The sequence below is a fragment of the Bacteroides intestinalis genome, from assembly GCF_003464595.1.
Lineage (GTDB): Bacteria > Bacteroidota > Bacteroidia > Bacteroidales > Bacteroidaceae > Bacteroides > Bacteroides intestinalis_A.
Genome location: NZ_QRZF01000012.1, coordinates 113,314 through 133,191 on the forward strand (window position 1 = coordinate 113,314; position 19,878 = coordinate 133,191).

The 19,878-nt window shown below is 42.6% G+C and carries 17 protein-coding genes; 4 read left to right on the top strand and 13 right to left on the bottom strand.

What is annotated here, in order from left to right; all coding sequences use genetic code 11:
- Nucleotides 1–16 precede the first annotated feature (16 nt).
- Nucleotides 17–925 carry a ribokinase gene (gene rbsK / locus DWW10_RS16635; RefSeq protein ID WP_022392446.1) on the bottom strand — a complete coding sequence of 303 codons (909 nt, stop codon included), beginning with the start codon at nt 923–925 and terminating at the stop codon, nt 17–19.
- Nucleotides 926–1,244: 319 nt separating this feature from the next.
- Between rbsK and DWW10_RS16640 the strand changes: the two genes are divergently transcribed.
- Nucleotides 1,245–2,786 carry a hypothetical protein gene (locus tag DWW10_RS16640; RefSeq protein WP_118420803.1) on the top strand — a complete coding sequence of 514 codons (1,542 nt, stop codon included), beginning with the start codon at nt 1,245–1,247 and terminating at the stop codon, nt 2,784–2,786.
- A gap of 52 nt (nt 2,787–2,838) precedes the next feature.
- Here DWW10_RS16640 and lgt (DWW10_RS16645) read toward each other — a convergent pair whose 3' ends face one another.
- The 6 genes from lgt (DWW10_RS16645) to ychF form a co-directional block, all read right to left on the bottom strand.
- Nucleotides 2,839–3,666: a prolipoprotein diacylglyceryl transferase gene (gene lgt / locus DWW10_RS16645; protein WP_022392444.1), complete on the bottom strand. Its 828-nt coding sequence runs from the start codon at nt 3,664–3,666 to the stop codon at nt 2,839–2,841.
- 34 nt (nt 3,667–3,700) lie between these two features.
- Complete coding sequence (gene lgt, locus DWW10_RS16650) at nt 3,701–4,543, bottom strand: prolipoprotein diacylglyceryl transferase (protein ID WP_022392443.1); 843 nt, start codon at nt 4,541–4,543, stop codon at nt 3,701–3,703.
- 21 nt (nt 4,544–4,564) lie between these two features.
- Nucleotides 4,565–5,140, bottom strand: a complete 576-nt coding sequence (locus DWW10_RS16655; protein WP_022392442.1) for an ORF6N domain-containing protein — start codon at nt 5,138–5,140, stop codon at nt 4,565–4,567.
- Nucleotides 5,141–5,194: 54 nt separating this feature from the next.
- The gene (locus DWW10_RS16660; RefSeq protein WP_022392441.1) at nt 5,195–6,115 is read right to left on the bottom strand and encodes a ketopantoate reductase family protein; all 921 of its coding nucleotides are present in this window, start codon (nt 6,113–6,115) and stop codon (nt 5,195–5,197) included.
- Nucleotides 6,116–6,126: 11 nt separating this feature from the next.
- Nucleotides 6,127–6,942, bottom strand: a complete 816-nt coding sequence (locus DWW10_RS16665) for a carboxypeptidase-like regulatory domain-containing protein (protein WP_022392440.1) — start codon at nt 6,940–6,942, stop codon at nt 6,127–6,129.
- Nucleotides 6,943–7,015: 73 nt separating this feature from the next.
- Nucleotides 7,016–8,119 carry a redox-regulated ATPase YchF gene (gene ychF, locus DWW10_RS16670; RefSeq protein WP_022392439.1) on the bottom strand — a complete coding sequence of 368 codons (1,104 nt, stop codon included), beginning with the start codon at nt 8,117–8,119 and terminating at the stop codon, nt 7,016–7,018.
- 875 nt (nt 8,120–8,994) lie between these two features.
- Here ychF and DWW10_RS16675 point away from each other — a divergent pair.
- Both DWW10_RS16675 and DWW10_RS16680 read left to right on the top strand, forming a co-directional pair.
- Complete coding sequence (locus DWW10_RS16675) at nt 8,995–9,213, top strand: hypothetical protein (protein WP_022392438.1); 219 nt, start codon at nt 8,995–8,997, stop codon at nt 9,211–9,213.
- Between the two features lie 14 nt (nt 9,214–9,227).
- Nucleotides 9,228–12,626 carry a hypothetical protein gene (locus DWW10_RS16680; protein ID WP_022392437.1) on the top strand — a complete coding sequence of 1,133 codons (3,399 nt, stop codon included), beginning with the start codon at nt 9,228–9,230 and terminating at the stop codon, nt 12,624–12,626.
- Between the two features lie 78 nt (nt 12,627–12,704).
- Here DWW10_RS16680 and DWW10_RS16685 read toward each other — a convergent pair whose 3' ends face one another.
- From DWW10_RS16685 to polA, 3 genes are all read right to left on the bottom strand, one after another.
- Nucleotides 12,705–13,334: an HD domain-containing protein gene (locus tag DWW10_RS16685; protein WP_022392436.1), complete on the bottom strand. Its 630-nt coding sequence runs from the start codon at nt 13,332–13,334 to the stop codon at nt 12,705–12,707.
- Nucleotides 13,335–13,478: 144 nt separating this feature from the next.
- Entirely contained in the window at nt 13,479–13,871 is a 393-nt protein-coding gene (locus tag DWW10_RS16690; RefSeq protein ID WP_022392435.1) for a DUF3836 domain-containing protein, read from the bottom strand.
- A 279-nt stretch (nt 13,872–14,150) separates the two neighbouring features.
- Nucleotides 14,151–16,976 carry a DNA polymerase I gene (gene polA / locus DWW10_RS16695; protein WP_118420708.1) on the bottom strand — a complete coding sequence of 942 codons (2,826 nt, stop codon included), beginning with the start codon at nt 16,974–16,976 and terminating at the stop codon, nt 14,151–14,153.
- Nucleotides 16,977–17,062: 86 nt separating this feature from the next.
- Between polA and DWW10_RS16700 the strand changes: the two genes are divergently transcribed.
- Nucleotides 17,063–18,037, top strand: a complete 975-nt coding sequence (locus DWW10_RS16700; protein WP_022392433.1) for a polyprenyl synthetase family protein — start codon at nt 17,063–17,065, stop codon at nt 18,035–18,037.
- A gap of 81 nt (nt 18,038–18,118) precedes the next feature.
- On the opposite strand, the gene deoC is transcribed toward DWW10_RS16700, so the two are convergent.
- The 3 genes from deoC to dtd are packed head-to-tail and all read right to left on the bottom strand — an operon-like array spanning nt 18,119 to nt 19,798.
- Nucleotides 18,119–19,021 carry a deoxyribose-phosphate aldolase gene (gene deoC, locus DWW10_RS16705; RefSeq protein ID WP_022392432.1) on the bottom strand — a complete coding sequence of 301 codons (903 nt, stop codon included), beginning with the start codon at nt 19,019–19,021 and terminating at the stop codon, nt 18,119–18,121.
- Nucleotides 19,008–19,346, bottom strand: a complete 339-nt coding sequence (locus DWW10_RS16710; protein ID WP_115503763.1) for a nucleotide pyrophosphohydrolase — start codon at nt 19,344–19,346, stop codon at nt 19,008–19,010. Before DWW10_RS16710 ends, deoC begins: the two co-directional genes overlap by 14 nt.
- Complete coding sequence (dtd, locus tag DWW10_RS16715) at nt 19,346–19,798, bottom strand: D-aminoacyl-tRNA deacylase (protein WP_022392430.1); 453 nt, start codon at nt 19,796–19,798, stop codon at nt 19,346–19,348. Before dtd ends, DWW10_RS16710 begins: the two co-directional genes overlap by 1 nt.
- Between the last annotated feature and the right edge of the window lie 80 nt (nt 19,799–19,878).

Consider the following 19,878-nt stretch of genomic DNA (forward strand, 5'->3'; position numbering starts at 1 on the left):
ATTTTTAAATTACTATTTATAAAACATCAATTTCTTTACGATAGGGTAGGGAGGGCTGGGCTCCCATTCGGGTCACAGTGATGGACGCACATTTATTTGCGAATTTAACTGCATCCAACACATCTACATCTTCGGATAAAGCAACGCACAATGCACCACAGAAAGTATCTCCCGCTGCTGTTGTGTCTACGGCTTTGACTTTGGGTACGGGTACTTCATGGAATGTATCTTTTTCTTTGATTAATGCTCCTTTGGAACCAAGGGTGATAACTACGATGTCCACTCCTTTGGCACTGATGATATCCGCAGCCTTGCGTGCGCTTTCCCAATCGGTTACTTTGATACCTGAGAGGATTTCAGCTTCCGTCTCATTGGGAATGATCATGTACAGGTTCTGTAGTAGTTTATTGGAGAGTGCGCGGGCAGGTGCAGGGTTCAGTATCACCTTGATACCTTGTTCGCTGGCTATCTGGGCGGCATATTCCACTGTTTCAATAGGGATTTCCAATTGCATCAGCAGGATATCGCCTTTTTCTATGGTAGGCTGTGCCTTCCGGATGTCTTCGGGACTCAATGAACCATTGGCTCCGGAAGCGATGGCAATGCTGTTTTCTCCGTTCATATCCACCATAATTAATGCTACGCCCGAGGGGAGTGTGGGGTCTGAATAGATATTCTCAACATGAATACCTTCGTCTTCGTACTGTTCTATGGAACGTTTGCCGAACAAGTCATTTCCGGTTTTGGCTATGAAATGCACATTTCCTTTCAATCTGGCAGCGGCTACAGCCTGGTTGGCTCCTTTGCCTCCGGGATTCATCATGAAACTACCGCCTATGATTGTTTCTCCTGGTACAGGAAGACGGTCAGCTTTGATGACCATATCCGTATTACAACTGCCTATTACAATGATATTTTTGCTCATGGTTACTTTATTAGTTTTAAGATTAAATAATTGAATATTGGATACTGTGCTTTCTTTTTCTATTCCAAAAGTATGCGATACTTAGTACATAAGCAAACAAAAAACAATGATTTTTAATACTGGTAAAATGAATATAATTATAAATTAATACATTTAAATGATTGATATATAAATATATAATAAATAGTTGGTTGTGGCGATTATGATATTAGTAATATTGATAAAGCCTATATTATTCCGTGAAAATATTGCTTGCTTTCATTTTTTTCTCTACCTTGCTATCGTAAAAGATGTGTATCTAAAAAAATCTGCTAATACTATGCTAAAGTCCGAATCCCTCATTCATCTGATTAATAATCTCACTAAACAGGAGAAGAAAGAATTCTCCCTGTATATCTCTAATAAGCCGGAGAAGGATTATATCTTTCTTTTCAGGTTGATTGATGATAAGAAGATAAGTGATCCCGAAGAATTGAAGATGGCTTTTCTGGCAGCCAAACCTGCTTCTTCATTCAATACGGTAGTCATTTATTTATTTGATTTGTTGATAGACATATTGACCCGGTTGCGGACAGAACAGGATAGTTATTATCTCTTGTTCAATGAATTGCTGCACGCAAGGGTTTTGTATGAGAAATCCATGTATCAGGAATGTTTCCAAGTATTGAAAAAGGTAAAAGAGAAAGCGGTGTATTATGAGAATCACTTTGCGTTGCTGGTAGCGCAAAGGCTGGAGCTGAACTATCTTCTGACATTGGATTTTGAAGATATGGATGAACAGAAGCTGCTGAATAAGCAATATAAGATGAATAATACATTGAAAAGTATCCGCCAACTGAATGAGCAGTCTTCACTGTACGAGCTCTTGAAGTATAGAATGATAAACAGAGGGGCTTCACGGTCACTTGAGGAAACTCAGAAGTTGGATGACTTGGTAACCAGTGAAATCAGTATTGTAGCAAGTGCAGGCGTTGAGAACTTTGAAATAAAAAAGAATCATCAGCTGTTCCAAGCGAATTACTTTATCACAGTAGGGGATTACAAAGCGGCATTTAACTCGTTTGTAGAATTGAACAAGCTCTTTGAAGAGAACAGTCATTTATGGAATAACCCTCCGGTCTATTACCTGATGACGGTGGAAGGTATGCTGGAAAGTCTGCGTATCATGCACAATTATGAGGGCATGAATTACTTCATTGAAAAACTGGCTAAGCTGTCTTCGCCATCATCCAGTTTCCAGCTGAATGTTACGTATGTGATCTTTATCTATCGGCTGTTTTCGTTTATTGATGCAGGTGACTTCGATAAAGCAGGAATATGGATTGCTGAACATCAAGCTTCGTTGATTGATAAGATGTTACTGCTGAAGGAGCAACAACAGGCGGAAATGTCATTGTATATTGCTCTGATCCATTTGGGAAATGGAGAGTATAGGAAAGCCCGGAAGCGGCTGAGTGCAACTATCGGGAGAGGTCATCTATATTCTCTTCCGTTGTTTCGTACCATTAGGATCGTGAATGTGATGATTCATTATGAATTGGGGGATGTAGACTATATTCAGTCTGAAATTCGCTCTATCAAGCGGGAAATGTCCAAAAACAAGGGATATAATCTGAAGGTGGAATCCTTTTTGCTTAAGTTCCTGAATTATTCTTTCGCTGATACGAATCGGAAAAAGCGTGCGGAGATATGGGAAAGTATGGCGGAAGAAGTCCATGCCTTGTATGCAGATAAATATGAAACTCAGATTCTGCGTAAGTTCGACTTTGTGGCATGGGTTGAGGCTAAGATATTTGAGGTGCCTTTGAGTGATATTCTGAAGCGGGAGCACGCTTCAAAGAGTAAATGGCAGCATAAATAGTATGAATAAGGATGTACAAAATAAGATTTGTACATCCTCATTCATGTTATTTTTATGCTTTCTTCTTTCCGTAGAAGAACATGAAGTACACGCCTATAATCACGAACGGAACGCTGAGCCATTGTCCCATATTCAGTGACATGCTATTCTCGAAATCTACCTGGTTCTCTTTCAGGAATTCCACGAAGAAACGGAATACGAATATCTCTGTGAGGCACAAGCCGAAGAAAAAGCCGCGATGTAACTTCTTGCCATAATTCTTATACAAGAAAATCATCAGCAGGAAGAAGATGAAGTAGGCGATGGCCTCGTAAAGCTGTGCCGGATGACGGGGGAGCATATCTACCCGTTCGAATACGAAAGCCCAGGGTACATCGGTTGCTTTACCTATGATTTCGGAGTTCATGAGATTGGCAAGACGGATGAAGCAGGCGCAGATAGGGGTAGCTACGGCTATCATGTCCAGCACATCCATATAGTGCATCTTCATCTTACGGCAGTACATCCACAGAGCTATCATCAGTCCCAGTGTACCTCCATGACTGGCAAGACCTGCATAACCGGTCCATTTCCAACCACCTTCGGCAGGGAATTGTATAGGCAGTATCATTTCCCAGAAATGATGCAGGTAATATTCCGGCTGATAGAACAGGCAATGCCCTAATCGCGCTCCGATGAGAATACCGAAGAAGCAATAGAAGAACAGCGGTTCGAACTTGTCGTCACCGATTTTTTTGTCTTTATACTGATAACGGACTACAAAATAGGAGCATGCGATGCCAATGACCCACAACAGGCCGTAGTAACGGACGGGTACATGACCGAACAGGTTGAACAGTTCGGGGTTGGGGTTCCAGTTGATGGTTAGTAATGAGAGCATATTTTCAATATATTTGGTTTACAAATGAGTTTATTTACTTTTTATAGCTTGTTTTTTTCCCATAAAAGAGCATGAAGTATATTCCGATGATAACGAACGGAATGCTGAGCCATTGCCCCATGTTAAGAGTCATTGTATTCTCGAAATCCACTTGGTTTTCTTTCAGAAACTCCACAAAGAAGCGGAAGACGAATATCTCTGTCAGGCAAAGCCCGAAGAAGAAGCCTCGGTGCAGCTTTTGGCCGTGGTCTGATTTCTTATATAAGTAAATCATTCCCAGGAAGAAGATAAAGTAGGCGATTGCTTCGTAAAGCTGTGCCGGATGGCGGGGGAGCATATCTATTTGTTCGAATACAAAGGCCCAGGGCATATCGGTTGGCTTGCCAATGATTTCGGAGTTCATCAGGTTGGCAAGGCGGATGAAACAAGCGCAGATAGGGGTGGCTACGGCTATCATATCCAGTACATCCATGTAGTGCATCTTGGTTTTGCGGCAATATAGCCACAGGGCGATGATTAGTCCGAGGGTGCCGCCATGACTGGCAAGCCCTCGATAGCCTATCCATTTCCAGCCTTCGTTCGGAAACTGCTTAACGGGGAGTATCATCTCTATGAGATGATTCTGATAATAACTCCAATCGTAGAAGATGCAGTGCCCTAACCTTGCTCCGAGAGTGATGCCGATTACGCAATAGAAAAAGAGCGGGGTGAACTTGTCCTCACTGATTTTCCTGTCGCGGTATTGGCGCTGGACTATGATGCAGGCAAGTACAATGCCAATGCCCCACAATAGCCCGTAGTAGCGAATGGGGAAACTTCCGAAGAGGTTGAACAGTTCGGGATCGGGATTCCAGCTGATGGTTAGCAGTGATGGCATAAATGTAGCTGATTATATGGTTTATTGTTTCGGTTTTACAAAGCCGATAGGGTTTCTGGGACTGTCCGCCAGTCTTTTCTGGGCTTGCAGCTCGGCAAGGGTTCGGTTGATTAGCTCCAGTTGCATACGAGTGTCTTCGTTGATGTCGTTGTAGTCGGTGAAGACTTCTTCGATGTAGGATTTGAGTTCTCTCAGTTCGTTTTGCAGCTCGGATACTCTGTCAACTGGCGGATTAGCTATAAATCGGCGGACGGCGACGAAAGCACGCATGATATTGATGTTGATTTCAATGGCGGTATCGCTGTTAAGAACACCGGATAGCATAGCAATGCCTTGTTCGGTAAAAGCGTAAGGCAAGTATTTGGGGTATTTTCCCCTTCCTTTGTCTAAGCTTCCAATTTGGAATCTTAGAGACTCCCATTCTTCTGTTGTTAGTTGAAACATAAAATCAGATGGAAACCTTTTGAGGTTTCTTTTAACAGCTTTATTTAAGTTTCCGGTTGCTACTTGGTAGAGTTCCGCTAAATCTTTATCAAGCATCACTTGTTGCCCTCTAACTTCATATATTTTACTTTGTATGATTACTGTTAGTTCCATGTTCATATACTTTTTTATTATTTCAAGGTCACAAATCGTGATCTTGAACGATTACTATTTGAACTTTTCCGCCACCATCCTGTACGTCGGAATATCAATTCCCTGTTCTTCTGCGGCAGCAATCATGTCAAAGAGCAATCCTTGCACTTCACTTTCGTGTCCCTTAGCCATATCCTTCTGCATGGAAGCGGTGCTTTCCGGGTCCAGCTTATCGATAACTTTGAGATTATATTCTACAATGTCTTCCTTGAATTCAATGCCGAGTTTTGCACCCAATGCGGCACTTTCGCGGGACAACCCGATAAACGTATCGCGCACCTCTCCGGGCTTCTGTACTTCGCCCATAGGCACGTCGTAGTAGGCTCCGGTGACAGCCATAGCGGAGATAAAAGACCACTTCACGAAAGTGTCCCGGTTGATGTCGGGAGATATCTCGGCTTTGATGCCGCTTTCCTGCAAATCCTGTTGGATAGTTTCCAACGTTCCACGGGGAACAACCGTGCCTTTGTGTGCACCGTAAACCAGACGGAATATCTTGCCCATTTGCGTGATTTCCCCTTTACCGGACACGAAGCCGACAATGTAGATGCAGCCGTCCAGGACCGTCACTCCGGGCACAAGGCGCTGGATGCGGGGACCTGTACCGTAGACATTGAGAATAGGGATTACAACTGTGTCCTTATGGGCGGAGCGCTTTATCAACTCCGTTATCGAGTCTACGGAATAGCCTTTGACACATACAAAGATGACGTCGGCTTTACCTGTATATTCTTCGGCAGTATAGGCTTTTATGGGTAGTGTGTGTGCGCCTTTCAAGTCGGAGTGCAGACGCAATCCGTGTTCGCGTATAGCAGCCAGATGTTCACCACGGGCAATGCAGGTCACATCTTTTCCGGTAAGGGACAGAAAGGCGGCGATACTGCCTCCCACACCGCCTGTACCGGCTATAAGGTATTTCATATTATTGTTCTCCATTTTGGAATATACTATTTTATGTAGGTTTCTTTTTCCATATAATAAAGTCCTTCGCCGCGGTCACCGTTCTCCAGGTCTTCCAGTTCTACCTTGAAAACACGGTAAGGGAGTCCTGTCTTTGGATGCTTGGGGAGGTCTACGGTCAGTAGATAGGCATTGGCATATTCGTTGGCATTAAAGTACTCTTTTATTTCCTGCTTCATCAATATCTTAACTTCTTCGCCATCTATCCAGACGGTGGTTTTCAGTTGCTCAGGACGGGGTGCCCATTGCGATTCTTTCGCATCTTTGCTTTGGCTTTCTTGTTTAATGTTGCCAAGAGTTTCACCGTGTAATATGGATTCGGGCTTGTTCTCTTTCATCCATTGGTAAAAACGTGTCAGACTCATGGGGCGAACATATATCTGGTAGGCAGGCATAGCACCAGGGATACGGAAAGCATGCAGCCCATAGACCTCCATGCGGTTGTAACGAATATCAAGCGTGGTATCACGGTCGGCGATAAAATTCCATGCCCAGAACTCCAGGCGGTGTTCCGTTTCGGGCAGGCCGTTTTTCATGGCGACGTGTGCATAAGAGGGAAGGTAGATAGAAGCAACTTTTTGATAGTTGCCTTTGAGCACGCGGGCGGTATAGTGTCCGTTTTTGTCAGTGATAGCCTCTATGACATTATTGGATTGTGGATTTTGCCACCAAACACAAGCACTGTCTATCGGTTGTCCGCCATAGTCTGTTACGCGACCGGAGATGGTCACTGAGTCTTGTTGCTGTGCATAGGCGACACTGCACAGAAGCATGAGGAATAGGGTAGGGAAGAATTGCTTCATGGTTGGTTTGCAGTATTATTCTGTGATTAAATCGCCCGCCATTCGGCGGACGATTTATAATGAGTTCCGTAAATCAGACGTTGAACCGGAAGTGCATGATGTCTCCATCCTGCACTACGTATTCTTTGCCTTCCACGCCCAGCTTTCCGGCTTCGCGTACGGCGGCCTCGCTGCCATACTGGATGAAGTCTTCGTACTTGATAACTTCGGCACGGATGAATCCTTTTTCGAAGTCGGTGTGGATAACTCCGGCGCATTGCGGAGCTTTCCAACCTTTCTGATAGGTCCATGCTCTCACTTCCATTTCTCCGGCGGTGATGAAGGTTTCCAGATTCAGCAGTTTGTAGGCCGATTTAATCAGGCGGCTCACACCGGATTCCTTTAATCCTACTTCTTCGAGGAACATCTGGCGGTCTTCATACGTTTCCAGCTCGGCGATGTCGGCTTCGGTCTTGGCGGCTACAATCAGGATTTCGGCATTTTCGTCCTTTACCGCTTCGCGCACCATTTCCACATACTTATTACCGTTCACTGCGCTTGCCTCGTCCACATTACAAACGTACATCACCGGTTTGCTGGTCAGAAGGAAAAGTTCTTTGGCTATTTTCTGTTCGTCTTTGGTTTCAAACTGTACGGTACGTGCACTCTTGCCTTGTTCCAGTGCATCTTTATATTGTATCAGTACGTCGTAAGCCAGCTTGGCAGCTTTGTCTCCACCGGTCTGTGCTTGTTTCTGTACTTTTTGGATGCGGCTTTCAATGGTTTCCAGGTCTTTCAGTTGCAACTCGTAGTCGATGATTTCCTTGTCGCGCACCGGGTTGATGCTTCCGTCTACGTGTGTCACATTTTCATCGTCGAAACAACGCAGCACGTGGATGATAGCATCCGTTTCACGAATATTCGCAAGGAATTTGTTACCCAGTCCTTCACCTTTGCTGGCACCCTTTACGAGTCCGGCAATGTCCACGATTTCCACCGTAGTGGGTACGATGCGCCCCGGGTGTACCAATTCAGCGAGCTTCGTCAGGCGCTCATCGGGCACGGTGATTACACCTACATTCGGTTCTATTGTACAAAAAGGGAAGTTTGCCGCCTGCGCTTTTGCGTTGGACAAACAGTTGAAAAGCGTCGACTTGCCTACATTCGGCAAACCGACAATACCACATTGTAAAGCCATTATCTATTTCGTTATTACTTTGTTTTCTGTCTGCAAAGATAGGTATTCTTCTGTTTATTGCCTTATGGATTGTACATTTTTACCATTGGGAGGTATTTGTTTTCCTCTGGGAGTTAGTGATAAATGCGGGTAGGTTCGTTTTGAGGGAACGGGAATAGAACTTTATCAGTGAAATCCATATCTAAAATATATTTATAATCCGTGTAGAAATGAGTTAAAGACTACTGATGGACTTTTTTATTAGTTTGCTGATAATCAACGGATAGTATTTACCGACTGTTTACTGCAAGATGTAAAAGCATTTACCGCTGCATGTAACGTCCTTTACCCCTTATTGTAACGCCCTTTACCTCGGTATGTAACGCCCTTTACCTCGGCGTGTAAATGGAGTTACCGTGTGGGGGGAACAAAGTTATCATTTGGGGTAAACGGAATTTCCACGAAAGGGGAATGTATACTTAAAGGGGAAGAAAGGTGATTCATATTCCGTCAGTAATAAATCAGACCGGCTAATCATGAGTGATTTAAAATAAAAATATGGCAAAATGAATCAAGGTAAATAATTTATAACTATATTTGCCCCATGTTCACTATAGCGTAGTGAGCTTGTTATATTTAACAAAAGCGTTATTGAAATTATCTTCATACATCAAACTTCGCAACTTTGATTAACACTCGAAGATAATAACAACAACGCTCACGTCTTTGTTATATACCTGCATCTTCTTCCACGAGGGGAGGGGTGCGTCTATATACATAATTGACGTGAGTAGCTGTTGTTTATCCGAGTGTAAGGCATTGCGAAGGCCTGATGTATGGGTAAACAGATACAGCGACTCACGTTTTTTTATGTTAAACTTTAAACAATTAAGTGTATGACAACAGACAAACAAACCCAGAAAGAGACCTACAAAGCCCCTTCCATGGAAGTAATCAAAATGGAGAATGAAGGTGTAATCGCGGCAAGCGGCGAAGGTTACAACCCCGTTCAAACGAAATCTTACTCTAACAGAACTTCTACAGGCAACTATGGCTCTGCATCAAGCAGTGATTTGGAAGATTTAATTAATGACATTCTCACCATAGAAAATTAAGGAGGAACTTTATTATGTTAAGACTACGAAAACTCATGCAAGTTGCCTGCACGGCAACTGCTGCTTTGACCGTATTCAGTTGCAGTCAGGATGAATTTGAAATGACCAATGGGAAAGGGAACACTGCCGCCATTACGGCAACTTTTGAAGGCGTAGGCAGCAATACCCGTACCACGGTAAATGACCAATACCAGATTGTATGGCAAGAGTCCGATGCATTGGCATTGTTCTGTACAGACAATTCTAAAACGTCGCTTAGTTATCAAGATGGTAAGGGAACAACCTCTGCGACTTTCACCGGAAGTGTAGAAAGTGGCAAGACCGCATCTTTCTCCGTCTATCCTGACCAAGAGAATATGAGTGTAAGCAACAATACACTGACCATGACTTTACCCGCTACTCTTGAAAAATATGCCGGTTCAAGCAACGGCCCGATGTATGCAAAAGTAACGGATGCTGATAATTTAAGTGCTCTTTCTTTCAAGCATATGGCAGCCTTGATTAAGCTGACGGTAAATAAAATACCGGCAGATGCCACGACTTTCAAGGTTACTGCATCCAATAATATCGCGGGAACTTGTACGGCGGATTTAAGTGCGGATTACCCTGTGTTAATAGTAAAGGATGAAGGTGCCAGCAAAACAATTACCGCTACTTTTACTGCTTCATCAAGTGTCACTTCGCGTAGTTTCTATATTCCGTTACCTGTGGGTACTTACCAGTTCATCACTGCCGAGCTGACGAATGGAAACGATAAGGTGTACTTTACCAAGACTTTGAATAACAAGACGCTTAACCGTAGAGATTTGTTGGAAGTTCCGGCTTTGGACTGTGTTACGGTAGAGGCAACTACACCAACTGCTCTCAATGAAGCTTTAGAAAGTAGCGATAACCTCCCGCAGACAGCACCAGAGGACAAAATCACTACAGATATAGCAATAACAGGAGACTTTGCCACAGCATCAGAAAACGCTGAAATCAAAATACCTGTAGTAGCAAATTCAGATATTAATCTGGCTTTCCAATCAGTTCCTGCTACGAGCGGTGGAGCATTGCAACTGACGGATAAAAATAAAGAAAATCAAACGACTCCTGCTGAAACCGCTACCAATAAAGTTTCATTGGCAATTCCGGAAGTAAGTGATGACGGAACTTCTGCCCCCTCTGTTGCCATTGATATGCCGCGAACAACCGTTACACTTAGTGCTGTAGGTGCAAAAGCTACCTACAACGAGGTAACTGTCACCACCGCCAAGCAAACATTAGTGGTAAATGCCGGCGTTACTGTTAAGAAACTAATCATCAAAGGCGGTAACGTAGAAATTTACGGAATAGTAGAAGAGTTGGTACGTGAAAATGGTAACGTAGAAATTGTAGAAGTAGCCTCTTTTGAAGCTGCAAGCATCAAAACAGTGACTAATCCTGAGCACTTTAAATTCACTTCTACCTGGGATGGAATATCTCAGATAGAAGCTACAAACGGTAATATCTATACGGCTGCACAATTGGCATATTATCAATCGAAGATAGCCCCCAATAATGTTAATTATCAATCGCTTCCGGTTACATTGACTGCTGGAACAACTACTCTGTATGCTGATGTTGACCTTGCCAATAAACCGTGGCTGGGTATGGTAATCAATGGAAATACATTCGATGGAAACAATCATACCATTAAGAATCTGAACATGGGCCAGTATATTATGAACCAACAGGAAACAAAATATACTCCCCAAGCTTGTATCGGTCTGTTTGCTGTTGTATATGGTGCTGCTACCATCAAGGATATTACACTGGATAAAGTAACCATTCATCCCGATGCTTCAGTTTCTCCCAAATGGGTAGGTGCACTGGTGGGTTATTCAAGAGGTAACGTTACCAAGTATGAAAACTGTGTTGCCCGAAATGTGGACATCTTTACTCATGGTGCAACATCTTACCGTGTAGGTGGTCTGATTGGCTATATCGAAGCATGCGGAGCAGCAAATAATACTGCTACAGCCACGCTGAAAAGCTGTAAGGTAGAGAATGCGACTATAGCAGCATCCTTCGGATATGGAGGGCTGGTAGGTTCCATGTATGACAGTGTGACGTTTGAGGATTGTTCTACAAAAGATATCACTCTGAGTCTGAACGGTGAATGTGATAACACTTACGGATATGTATCCGGCTTTATCGGAGATATCGCTAATAGTGGCACTAAGGCACGGACCATTATCATCAAAAACTGTACTGCGGATGCTTTAACCAATGAAACTGCTTTAAAGGTTCCGATGGGTGGTTGTAAATGGTGTGGTATTGTAGAGCCTGAATCTGTTCCTAACTTTACTATCAAAGTAACGGATAATAACGAATCTGAAAAAACTTTAGTTGCTGGTACGGACTTTAATAAAGTCTATAACATACCATGGGATGGCAGCAGTTCCTTTGAGCCGAAATATGAAAACAATACTTATACCATCACCGCTCCCAGTGAGCTGGCATGGATAGCCAAACAAGTAGAAAAAGGCAATACATTTGAAGGAAAGAATATTCTACTGTCCGCAGATCTGGATATGGGTAATAAGAACTGGAAACCAATAGGTGATAATTCAGCACATAAAACGATTAACATGGATAAACAAGAGGCTGAATACGTGAAAACCGTGAAATACTTCAAAGGTACTTTCGACGGCAACAATAAGACCATCAGTAATCTTATGGTCAATCACAAATATCCTGGAGCTGGTCTGTTTGGTAATGTGCAAAATGCAATTATCAAGAATCTGAATGTCACTAATGCCACTATTAATGGAAGCTCCAAATGGACAGCTGTTATAATAGGCTTCTCCAATGGAAGTCTGACAGTAGAAAACGTAAAGGTCAGCAATTCTGAGATAAACATGGGAAGTGATACGGATGGTGCTGTAAAGCTGGCAGGTATTGTATCTTATATGAATGGAAACAATACTGAAGACATTCATTTGAAAGGATGTTCTGTTTCTGATTTTACAATTGACGGTGGAAGTTATAACATTGCCGGATTGGCGGGGTATATTATTAAAGCCAAATCATTCATAATAGAAAATTGCCAGACAAGCAATATAACACTAAAGGTGTCTGATGCTAAATATGCCAATCGGGTGAACTATAGTTCTGCATTCTTTGGTTGCTTTGGCGTTACAGCAAGTAAGCAAGCCTCTTCTGTTGTATTCAAGAATAATACAGTCAGTGGGACGTACACATATGATGGTACTGCAGTCAACTTGGGTAGTTTCACTATCAGTGATGCTGGCAAGGCAGATGACAGCGATTACAATACTTTTGTCTGTGCTCCACTATTCGGAGATTGTGATGCAACAAGCATGGACATTACTATTGATGATAAAGTTTATACTTATAACAATGGGAAGTACATTCAGAAACAAAACTAAAATTATTTCCTAACAGTTGGGAAGGAGCCTCAAAAGCTCCTTCTCTTTTCAAGCTCCTTTTCCTGTAATTTCTATTTCCTATTTTTCTTGTTTTTCTTCAACAAACAACTGCTGAAAGATATGCTTCAACTGTGCCTCGTCTGCGATAATCTTTTGTAGTTCTTTCAGTCGTTCCGCATTTTTAGAGTTTGGAAACCAAAGTTTCAGATATCCTCCGGGCGCATATTTGTCCATCAGATGTTGATGAAAACGCTGATAGTGCCATTCTTTATCTGCTTCCGGTTGTTGTTTCAGTCCGTATTGTACAGTACGACGCAGAGTGATAGTAGGGTCTATCACACGATCTGCTTCTGCGACTATTCTTCCGTAGATGCTTCGTGGCTCGTGATCCGTAGATGCCCGATGATCTTCCACCGCCTCTCTCATGGTTTCTATTTCTTCTTCATTGAACCATTGGCGGAGAGTGATATCCTGTTTCAGGATCTCTCCTGAGATGAGATGATGTGTGGCACGATCCCGGCAAAGCCCTGTATCATGGTATGCGGCAATGGTATATGCCATGCTTTCGTTCACATTATATTCCTTGGCAAGTGCGAGGCTTTCTTCTATAACGGTATGTACGTGTGAGAGGTTGTGCGCCTTGTCAAAGTGCTCGTAACGGGGAATAATCTCTGTTTCAATGTAGTGGGTTAGGGTAGCGGGTATCATAAATAGGTTTTGTTTAGGCAGGCAAAGTTATGAAAAAAGCCGAAATACATCACGTATTCCGGCTTTCACTTAGTGTACAAAACTTATAAAGGTTTCGGTTTGTTCAATTTGTTTGTTAGAATTTTAAGAGAGTATCTGTCGTTTTTACAGATTTGGATTGTCCATTGTAACCGTCATTTCGGGAACAAGAACATATGCTTTTTGTTTGTTATTCCATTTATAATAAGTGGTAGTGAGAGTTTTTCCCTGATAAGCGTAGCAAACACGAAGGTTATTTTCCCAAGCGTTCTTTCCGCTGTTCCATTTCATAGTCTCGCTTTCAGTCATACGTTTTTGGTCATCATACTTATAACTATGCTTCATATAGTTGGCTAAAGTTCCACCGTCCATTTTGTAAACGGTCTGTCCAACCATCACTCCATCTTTCTCTTCCGAATTGTAAATGAGGTTGTTTTTGTTAGCTGCAGAAGCTGCAATGCTACCAAATAGAATAACTGCTGATAATGCAACTGTTTTTAAAAATACTTTTGTTTTCATGGTTCTATATGTTTTTAAGTTATCTCTTACTATATTCTATCATTATGTCATTAAATTCGCCGCAAAGGTACGGATTAAATTGACATAATCGTGATAAATAGATTAAATATAGTCAAAATGTTAGCATCGGTGAGTTTGTAATGCTTTCTTTTTGCCAATATTGATGACAAAAAAATATCCGGCAGTGATGTTGCCGGATATTCTGGTGAGCAAACTGTATTTTGAATAGATTACTTCAGTTGCTTTCTGATTGTAAGTTAAATAAAGTTATAGTTGGATTTAGTGGGCCTTTAACCAGTTCTTTCCCCATCCACAATCGGCTCTCAGGGGCACGTGCATGCGATATGCGCGTTCCATCTCTTCGATTACAATTTGTTGCACAAACTCTTTTTCAGCCTCTGGAACGCTGAAATTTAGTTCGTCATGGACCTGTAAAATCATCTTAGCTTTCAATTTGTAACTTTGGAAGCGCTCATAGATGCGTGCCATGGCAACTTTGATGATATCGGCAGCGCTTCCTTGAATAGGTGCGTTGATAGCATTGCGCTCTGCATATCCGCGTACGGTTGCATTTCGCGAGTTGATATCAGGTAAGAAGCGTTTGCGATGGAAAATGGTTTCCACATACCCTTGCTCACGCGCCACTTGGATACTTTTATCCATATATTCGCGTACCTGCGGGTAAGTTTCAAAGTATCCGTCAATCAGTTCCTTAGCCTCTTTGCGGTCCACGTTCATACGTTCTGCCAGGCCAAAGATAGAAATACCATAGATGATACCGAAATTGGCGGTCTTTGCCTTGCGGCGCATGTCGGAGGTGACGTCTTTGATATCTATTTTATATATTTTAGCGGCGGTGGCGGCATGAATATCATAACCGCTAAGGAAAGCGTCAATCATATTCTTATCTTCGCTTAGATGCGCCATAATGCGCAATTCTATTTGCGAATAGTCGGCAGAGAAGAACTCGCAACCATCATCCGGAATAAAAGCCTTGCGGATTTCCTTTCCATCCTCGTCACGGATGGGGATGTTCTGCAGGTTCGGATTGCTGGAACTGAGGCGTCCGGTAGCTGTGACTGCCTGGTTAAAGGAAGTATGGATGCGTCCGGTACGTGGATTGATTAATAGAGGAAGAGCATCCACATAGGTTCCCAGTAATTTCTTCAGTCCACGGTATTCGAGTATCTTTCCAATGACCTCATGTTTATTGCGCAGGCTTTCCAGCACTTCTTCCGAAGTAACATATTGACCAGTCTTTGTCTTTTTTGCTTTATCTATAATCTTTAGCTTGTCAAACAGGATCTCACCTACCTGTTTAGGTGAGGCGATGTTGAATGTTTCACCTGCCAGCTCATAAATTTCTTTTTCGATCTCTTGCAGGCGGGCAGTGAAGTGTTCGGACGTTTGCTTCAGTGCTTCGGTATCAATACGCACTCCGTTGCTTTCCATGTTGGCAAGCACACGTACAAGTGGCATCTCTATTTCATAGAAGAGGTGTTCCACGCCTTGTTTCTTTAATTCTTCCTCAAGAACGTTTTTAAGTTTCAGGGTAATGTCTGCATCTTCGCAAGCATATTTGTAAACTTCCTCCGGTGGGAGGTCGCGCATGTTCTTTTGATTCTTTCCCTTCGGTCCGATAAGCTCGTCGATATGGATAGTTTGATAGTGCAGATAAATTTCTGCCAGATAATCCATATTATGGCGAAGTTCGGGTTGCAATACATAATGTGCAAGCATGGTGTCGAAAAGTTCACCTTTCACCTCCACTCCATAATTTTGAAGAACCAGAATATCGTACTTGATATTTTGTCCGACTTTCATTGAATTCTCATTTTCGTAGAGTGCTCGGAATTCATTTACTATTTTTGACGCTTCTTCCCGTTCGGGTGGAACCGGAACATAATAGGCCTGATTTTCGGTGTCGCTGAAACTCATTCCTACCAATTCTGCCTCCATTGGCTCAGCAGAGGTGGTTTCGGTATCTATTGAGAGAATTTTCGTTGTAAGTAACTTTTTAATAATTTCAGATCTTTTCTCTTCTGTATCAACGAGTTGGTAGTCGAAATCGCTGGTTTCTAAACGCGCGAGATTCGATTTTTTTTCATCATCCGGTCGGTCGCCCGCAAATTCTTCAAACAAATTGCCTTGAACCGGGCCATTATTTTGGGCAAAAAGCGGACCTGGTGAAAAAAGATCGGGAGCAGCGGAAGAAGGAGAGGGGGCATTGCTTTTTTTGAGTACGCGATCAATGAGTGTACGAAATTCCATCTCTTCGAAAATTTTCCGAAGTTCTTCTTCGTTGGGTTCTTCACGAACGAGTGCTTTCATATCAAGTTTGATGGGAACATCAATTTTGATAGTTGCAAGAAATTTGGAGAAGGTAATCATTTCGCGATTGTTTTCGACTTTAGTCTTCAAGGCACCTTTCAGTTGGTCGGTGTGTTCCAGAAGGTTTTCGATGCTGCCGAATTCGCTGATTAACTTTTGTGCGGTTTTCTCTCCTACGCCGGGACAGCCGGGTATGTTATCGGATGCGTCACCCATTAATCCCAACATGTCAATGACCTGCTGGGTCGATTGGATATCAAACTTAGCTTTTACCTGTTCTATACCCATGACCTCGAAACCACCTGTATGTTTGGGGCGGTACATGAATACATTTTCAGATACCAGTTGTCCATAGTCTTTATCCGGTGTCATCATATAAGTTGTGATGCCTTGGCGGCCTGCCTCAGTAGCAAGCGTGCCGATAACGTCGTCCGCTTCATAGCCCGCTACTTCCAGGATAGGGATGCGATAGGCACGAATAATATCTTTTATAATAGGTACGGAGAGACGAATTGCTTCCGGGGTTTCTTCCCGCTGTGCTTTATACTGTTCGTAGGCCTCGTGCCGGAAAGTAGGACCTGCCGGGTCGAAAGCCACACCAATATGGGATGGATTTTCTTTTTTGAGTACTTCTTCAAGGGTATTTACGAACCCCAGAATGGCAGAAGTGTTGAAACCTTTGGAGTTAATCCGTGGACTCTTGATGAACGCGTAATAGGCGCGATATATCAATGCATAAGCATCGAGAAGAAACAATTTATCGTCAGAATTCATATATTTATCCTTTTTTTCATGGTAAAAGTACAAAAAAATACCGTATTAAGTGTTTTATTACTATTTTTGTCGGAAAATAGCGATGCATGGACACCTCATCACTCATAAAAACTCCGATAGCGGCAGAACTGGATGACTTTAAGAAACTGTTCGACAGCACACTTTCCAGTTCCAACTTTTTGTTGAATGAAGTTATATCTCATATTCGACAAAAGAATGGGAAGATGATGCGTCCGATGTTGCTGTTGCTTATGGCAAAGCTGTATGGCAGGATCTGTCCTGAAACACTTCATGCAGCAGTATCCCTTGAACTATTGCATACGGCCAGTTTGGTCCATGACGATGTGGTGGATGAAAGCACCGAACGTCGTGGTCAGTTATCGGTAAATGCAATCTATAATAATAAGGTAGCAGTGTTGGTAGGCGATTATTTGTTGGCAACTTCACTTGTGCAAGTAGGCAAAACACATAATTATGCTATTATTGAGGTGGTTTCCCGTCTGGGACAGAATTTATCAGAAGGGGAGCTTCTCCAACTTTCCAATGTGAGCAGTCTCCAGTTTTCCGAAGATATTTATTTTGATGTAATTCGTAAGAAGACGGCTGTTCTTTTTGCTGCATGCACTAAATCCGGGGCTCTTTCAGTAGGGGTGACCGATGAGCAGGCTGAATTTGCACGTCAGTTCGGCGAATATATCGGTCTTTGTTTTCAGATTAAAGACGATATTTTTGATTACTACGATAGCAAGAAGATAGGTAAGCCGACAGGAAATGATATGTTAGAGGGAAAATTGACTCTTCCTGTTCTTTATGCTCTGAATTCAACCAAAGATAAAGTTGCCGAAGAAATAGCCGTAAAGGTGAAGAGTGGTTCGGCTACTACCGATGAAATCGACTATTTAATTGAGTTTGCCAAGCAGCAGGGTGGTATTGAGTATGCTGTGCAGACGATGCTTGCTTTTAAAGAAAAAGCGCTTTCATTATTGGCGTCCTTACCCGATTCTGATGTGAAAACCGGTCTTACTGCCTATCTGGATTACGTGGTAGATCGTGATAAATAGTTGGAGAATAACCCTAATAATATAAGAAAAAGCCTGATAGAATAACTCTATTAGGCTTTTTCTTATAGTTTTACTTCTATTCTAGAAGAATTTCATTTCTTCGCCTTTAATTTCGGAAAGTAAAAGATTTGCTAAACGACTGGTACCTAAACGGAACCATTGGTTATCCAACCATTCTTCTCCGAGTATTTCTTTGACGATCGTATAGTAAATAACTGCGTCATTTACGGTGTTGATTCCTCCGGCAGGCTTGAAGCCTACTTTGTTGCCAGTCTTGTCATAATATTCTTTAATGGCCTGGCACATTACGTAAGCGGCCTCCGGGGTAGCGGCAGGTTGCTGTTTTCCAGTAGAGGTTTTGATGAAATCTGCTCCTGAATACATGGATAGGATAGAGGCTTTCATGATGTTGGAAGCGCTTTTCAGTGCTCCTGTTTCCAAAATAACCTTCATGTGATGTTCTTTGCAGACATCTTTCAGTTCCTGAATTTCTTCGCACATGCTCTCGTAGTCTCCACTCAGGAATTTACCTACAGAGATAACAATATCTATTTCGTCTGCACCTTCCATCAATGCCATAGCAGTTTCTGCTACCTTTACTTCCGTAAAAGTCTGCGAGGAGGGGAAGCCAGCCGAAACACAAGCTATTTTTACGTCTTCCACTTCCAAGGTATCCTTTACGATTTCTGCAAAATTGGGATAGACGCAAATGGCAGCTACATTCTTTAAATCGGGGAATTCATTGTCGAATTGATTCACTTTTTGCGTAAATTTCATTACGCTTTCATCGCTGTCCGTGGTATTCAGCGTGGTGAGATCAATGCAGTGAAACAAGAACTTCTTAACTTCTTCCGTATGGTTTCCGGGTACTTTTTCTGCGATGAGCTTGGCTACTTTTGCGGCAATATCTGCATCATCCAGTTGTGTGTTATACTTTGCCAAAGCGGCATCATACTTGTTCTGCGTAGGTTCATTCTTCTCCATGGTCTTGCAATTTAGGATTATTGATATGTCGGGCACTATCCCGTTGGGTTTTCTTCTCCAGATTCCGGGCAAACGCTTCAGTGACGTTTACGCCTGTTTGATTGGCAATGCAGAGGAGTACCCACAGGACATCTGCTATCTCGTCGTCAATATTATCTTTTTCTCCTTCTTTAAAGGATTGGTCACCGTATTTACGGGACATCACTCGGGCCAGTTCTCCGACTTCTTCGGTAAGGACAGCCATATTGGTGAGTTCGCTGAAGTAGCGTACTCCATACTTCTTAATCCAGCAATCTACCTGATGCTGAGCCTCTTCTAATGTCATCATTCCTTGTTTTTTGTATCCATACAGATGGTCACAGGACCATCGTTCAATAATTCTACCTTCATATCGGCGCCAAATTCTCCGGTGCCTATCTCTTTACCTAAAGAAGAACTCAATTCCCTGCAAAACTGTTCATACAAAGGGATTGAAATTTCAGGTTTTGCCGCCCGTATATAGGAGGGACGGTTCCCCTTCTTTGTTGAGGCATGCAGAGTGAACTGGCTGATTACCAGTATCTCACCGCTAATATCAAGAATCGATTTGTTCATAACTCCGTTCTCGTCATCGAAGACACGCAGATTGACAATTTTTTTGCAAAGCCAGTCAATGTCTTCCTGTCCGTCTGTTTCCTCAATACCTACCAATATTAAAAGTCCTTTTCCTATAGCGGATTTACACGTTCCGTCAATAGTAACAGAAGCGTGTCCGGTACGTTGTATGACTACTCTCATGTTCTTTTATCCTAATCTTTTTAATCTTTTCCGGTGTGCAAAGTTACGAATAAATTCGTGATTGCCTGTAATTTGAGCGT